Source organism: Roseisolibacter sp. H3M3-2 (assembly GCF_029211165.1).
Taxonomy (GTDB): Bacteria; Gemmatimonadota; Gemmatimonadetes; order Gemmatimonadales; family Gemmatimonadaceae; genus Roseisolibacter.
In genome coordinates this window covers 1-3,756 of record NZ_JARGEK010000425.1, presented here as the reverse complement: position 1 = coordinate 3,756, position 3,756 = coordinate 1, and the positions used below count along the sequence as shown (strand labels likewise).

5 protein-coding genes are annotated in these 3,756 nt (G+C 78.1%); 3 read left to right on the top strand and 2 right to left on the bottom strand.

The genetic code is table 11. The annotated features are described in order from the left end of the window. The 3 genes from PYV61_RS22345 to PYV61_RS22335 all read left to right on the top strand — a co-directional run. On the top strand, window positions 1–834 hold an 834-nt coding region (locus PYV61_RS22345), incomplete at its 5' end, for a carboxypeptidase-like regulatory domain-containing protein (protein ID WP_275835839.1). A gap of 3 nt (window positions 835–837) precedes the next feature. Next, the gene (locus PYV61_RS22340) at window positions 838–1,350 is read left to right on the top strand and encodes a hypothetical protein (RefSeq protein WP_275835837.1); all 513 of its coding nucleotides are present in this window, start codon (window positions 838–840) and stop codon (window positions 1,348–1,350) included. Next, complete coding sequence (locus tag PYV61_RS22335) at window positions 1,347–2,168, top strand: methyltransferase domain-containing protein (RefSeq protein ID WP_275835835.1); 822 nt, start codon at window positions 1,347–1,349, stop codon at window positions 2,166–2,168. Before PYV61_RS22340 ends, PYV61_RS22335 begins: the two co-directional genes overlap by 4 nt. Window positions 2,169–2,311: 143 nt before the next feature. Here PYV61_RS22335 and PYV61_RS22330 read toward each other — a convergent pair whose 3' ends face one another. Both PYV61_RS22330 and PYV61_RS22325 read right to left on the bottom strand, forming a co-directional pair. Beyond that, window positions 2,312–3,079 carry a hypothetical protein gene (locus PYV61_RS22330; protein WP_275835833.1) on the bottom strand — a complete coding sequence of 256 codons (768 nt, stop codon included), beginning with the start codon at window positions 3,077–3,079 and terminating at the stop codon, window positions 2,312–2,314. Between the two features lie 47 nt (window positions 3,080–3,126). Further along, window positions 3,127–3,756: dienelactone hydrolase family protein (locus PYV61_RS22325; protein ID WP_275835831.1), on the bottom strand; the 630-nt coding region annotated here is incomplete at its 5' end.

Genomic DNA, 3,756 nt, shown 5'->3' with positions numbered 1-3,756 from the left:
GTGGCCGCCGAGCGCCGCGACGGGCGCGAGGCGCGCGCGCCCTGGTTCGACGTGTGGCTGGACGCCGCGCTCCCGCTCCGGCACCTCACGCTCGCGCCGGCCGGCGCCGCGCCGCGCGTCGCGCTCCGCGGCCTGGTGCGCGACTCGCTCGGGCAGCCGGTCGCCAACGCGCGCGTCCGCGTCGCCGACCCCGAGGCGCCCGACGACTCGCTCGCCGCCACGGTGCGCACCGCCGCCGACGGGACGTTCCGGTTCGCCAGCCTCCCCGAAGGCACGGCGCTGGTCGAGGCCACCGCCGTCGGCCACCTGCCGGCGCGCGCGCAGGTCGCGCTGCTCGCCGAGGACGCGAACGAGGTCGCGCTCGTCCTGCGCCGCGGCACCGTGCTCGCGGCGGCCGTGACGACGGAGCGGTTCACCGAGGCGTTCCTGGCCGAGGTCGAGCAGCGGAAGCTGCTGGGCGTCGGGACGATCCGCACGTCCGAGGTGCTGGAGCGGTACCCGCAGGTCTCCTCGACGCTGCGCGACATCCCGGGCGTGCGCGTGGAGCACGGGATGGGGAACCGCTGGCGCGTGCGGCTGACGCGCACCAACCCGCCGTTCGGGTGCGAGCCGCAGATCTACCTCGACGGGCTGCTGCTGAACCCCGAGCGCGCCTCGGGGCGCGCCGACCCGGACGCGACCGACATGCTGCAGGTGCTCGCGCCGACCGACCTCGTCGCCATCGAGGTCTACCACAACGGCGCGTCGGCGCCGCAGCGCTACGCGAGCGGGATGAGCCGGTGCGGCGTCATGCTCGTGTGGACGAAGGCATACGCCCGCATGCCGGTGCGCTGAGCGATGGACGTCCGCGACGCGGCCGCGCTGATCGCCGGCGGCCTCCCCCGGCGCCCGCCGCACGCGGCGCCGACGCTGTGGGCCGACCTCGGCGCCGACCGCGACCTGCGCGCGGCGTCCGCGCTGCGCGCCCGCCCGCGCGACGCCGCCGCGGTCGTCGTGCACGCGCTCGACTTCGCCGACGCGCGCGCCTGGGACGCGCTCGCGCTCCCGCCGCTCGACGGCGTGCTGCTCGCCAACGCGCTGCACTACGTCGCGGCCGGCGCGCAGGGCGCGCTGCTGCGGTGCCTCGCCGACGCGCTCTCCCCCGCCGGCCGGCTGCTGGTGGTGGAGTACGAGGGGCGCGCGCCCAACCCGTGGGTGCCGCACCCCGTGTCGACCGCCCGCCTGCGGGAGCTGAGCCCCCCGGGCTTCGTCCTGCGCACCGTGGGGAGCCGCGCGTCGCGCTTCGGCGGCACCATGTACGCCGCCGCGTTCACGCGCGTCCCCCCGCCAGACCCGGAGCACGAGCCATGACGACCGAGGACCGCGAGTACGTGCTCGGCACCCACGACGCCGAGCTGCGGCGGCTGGGGTTCCAGCACCAGGTGTGGGCGGGGCCGACCGTGGCGGCGTGGGAGCGCGCCGGCTTCGCGCCCGGGCAGCGGCTCCTCGACGTGGGGTGCGGGCCGGGCTACGCGACCTTCGACCTCGCCGACCTGGTGGGGGAGCGCGGCCACGTGCTCGGCGTCGACGTGTCGCAGCGCTTCGTCGCGCACCTCGACGCCGAGCGGGCGCGGCGCGGCCACGCGAACGTCGAGGCGCGGCTGCAGGACCTGGCGGCGCTCGACGTCGCGCCCGCGAGCGTCGACGGCGCGTGGGCGCGCTGGGTGCTCTGCTTCGTGCGCGATCCGGCGGCGGTGACGGCGCGCGTGGCGCGCGCGCTGCGACCCGGCGGGGCGTTCGTCGTGATGGACTACGTGCACTACGAGGGGTTCGCGCTCGCCCCCGGCGGCGGCGCGGCGGCGCGCGTCATCTCGGCGGTCGCCGAGTCGTTCCGCCGCGCCGGCGGCGACCCGAACGTCGGGCAGTCGGTCCCGGCCCACATGCGCGACGCCGGCCTCGTCGTCGAGTCGGTCGAGTCGGTGGTGCGCGCCGCGCGTCCCGGGACCGCGCTGTGGGAGTGGCCGTGGAGCTTCTTCCGCAACTTCCTCCCGGGGCTCGTCGCCGCCGGCGGGCTGTCGGCGGAGGACCACGCGGCGTTCGAGCGCGAGTGGGCGGCGCGCGCGGACGACCCGGCGGCGTTCCTGCTCACGCCGCCGATGGTCGTCGTGGTGGGGCGGAAGCCGCGCTAGAGAACTTCCCGCGTTCGCCGGAGGCGGAGGGCTTCACGCGCCCACCCCGACTCCGCTGGCAGGCCACCCGGCGCTCGGGTCGCGATCCTCCCGCGCCCGAGGCGCCGCGCGGAACGCCGCCTTCCGACGCGCGCGGGATTCGCTCACGGAGCGCCGGCCGCCGTCATGCGCGCGAAGTCCAGCGTCGCCCGGTCGCGCAGCGCGTCGCGCATGAAGCGGAACTGGTAGTAGCCGTACTTGAGCGGCTCGGCGCCGAGCGCCTGGTAGTTGGCGCCGAAGTAGGCCACCGCGTCCTGGCCCGCGGGCGTCGGGTCGGGCAGGTTGGCCGCCGCGCGCTCCGCCAGTCGCTCCAGCTCCGCGAGGAACGCCTCGCCGCCCGGCTGCGTGCGCCAGAAGGCGACGGCGAGGCGGTTGGCCGCGTTCTCGTTCGCGTAGAGCGTCGCCTCGCGTCGCCCCGCGCGCGCCTGGAACCAGTGCCCGGCCTCGTGCGCGATCAGGAACCGGTTGAAGAACGCGCGGAACAGCCGCTCGGCCTCCGCGTCGCCGCCGCCCGCGAAGGTGCGGAACACGGCGCGCATCCCCTCGGGCGCGGCGTCCCACCACGGGACCACGATCCCGTTCGACGCGCCGGTGAAGAAGATGAGCTGCGGCGCGTTGCGGACCTGCACCGTCGGCGCCTCGGCGAGCGGCGCGCCGCGCGCGCGCGCGACCTGGTCGGCGAAGGCGCGCACCACCGCCTGCGCGCCGGCGCGCAGCTGCGCGGTGTCGGCGTAGACGGGGACGAGCGGCGCCGACGCGGCCACGGGGGCGGACGCGGGGGCGGGGGACGGGGAGGGGGACGGCGTGCGCGACGCGCAGCCGGAGGCGAGGAGCAGCGCGAGCGCGAGGCGCGGGGCACGGTGGGCGGGCATGCGCGACGCTCGCACCGCCGGCCGCGGTCCGCCAGGGCGTCGCGCCGTCAGCGGCGCCGGAGCGAGGCCATCGCCGAGTCGAGGACCGCCGCCGGGAGCTCGTGCCCCCCCTCGAACTCCTGCAGGCGCACGCGGTAGCCCGCCGCCCGGAGGTCGGCCACGATCCGCCGCGTGCGCTCCACCGTCAGCACGCGGTCCGCCGTCCCGTGCGACACGAACACCACCGGGCGCCCGACGCGCGCCGCCGGCACCACGAACCCCGGCGAGAACACCAGCGCGCGCGGGAACAGGTCGCCGTTGGCGAGGGCGAGCGACAGGGCGTACGTCGCGCCGTCGGAGAAGCCGGCCACCCACACGCGCGCCGTGTCGACGGCCACCCGCGCGAACGTCGCCGCCAGCGCCGCGTCGAGCCGCGCGACGTCGGCGCCGAACGCGCCGTCGAGCCCGTCCCACGTCCCGCGCACCGACTGCGGCGCCAGCAGCACGGCGCCCGCGCGCTGCGCGGCCTCGCCCAGCATCCGCTGCATCGACTCGGCGTTGCGGCCGGCGCCGGCGAGCGCGACCAGCAGCGGCGCCGCGCGGTCGGGGCGGTGGCCGCGCGGGATCACCAGCACCGGGTCGCGCTCGCCGTCGCCGAGCGGGAGGACGTGCGCGCCCGGGGCCGGCGCGGCGACGGT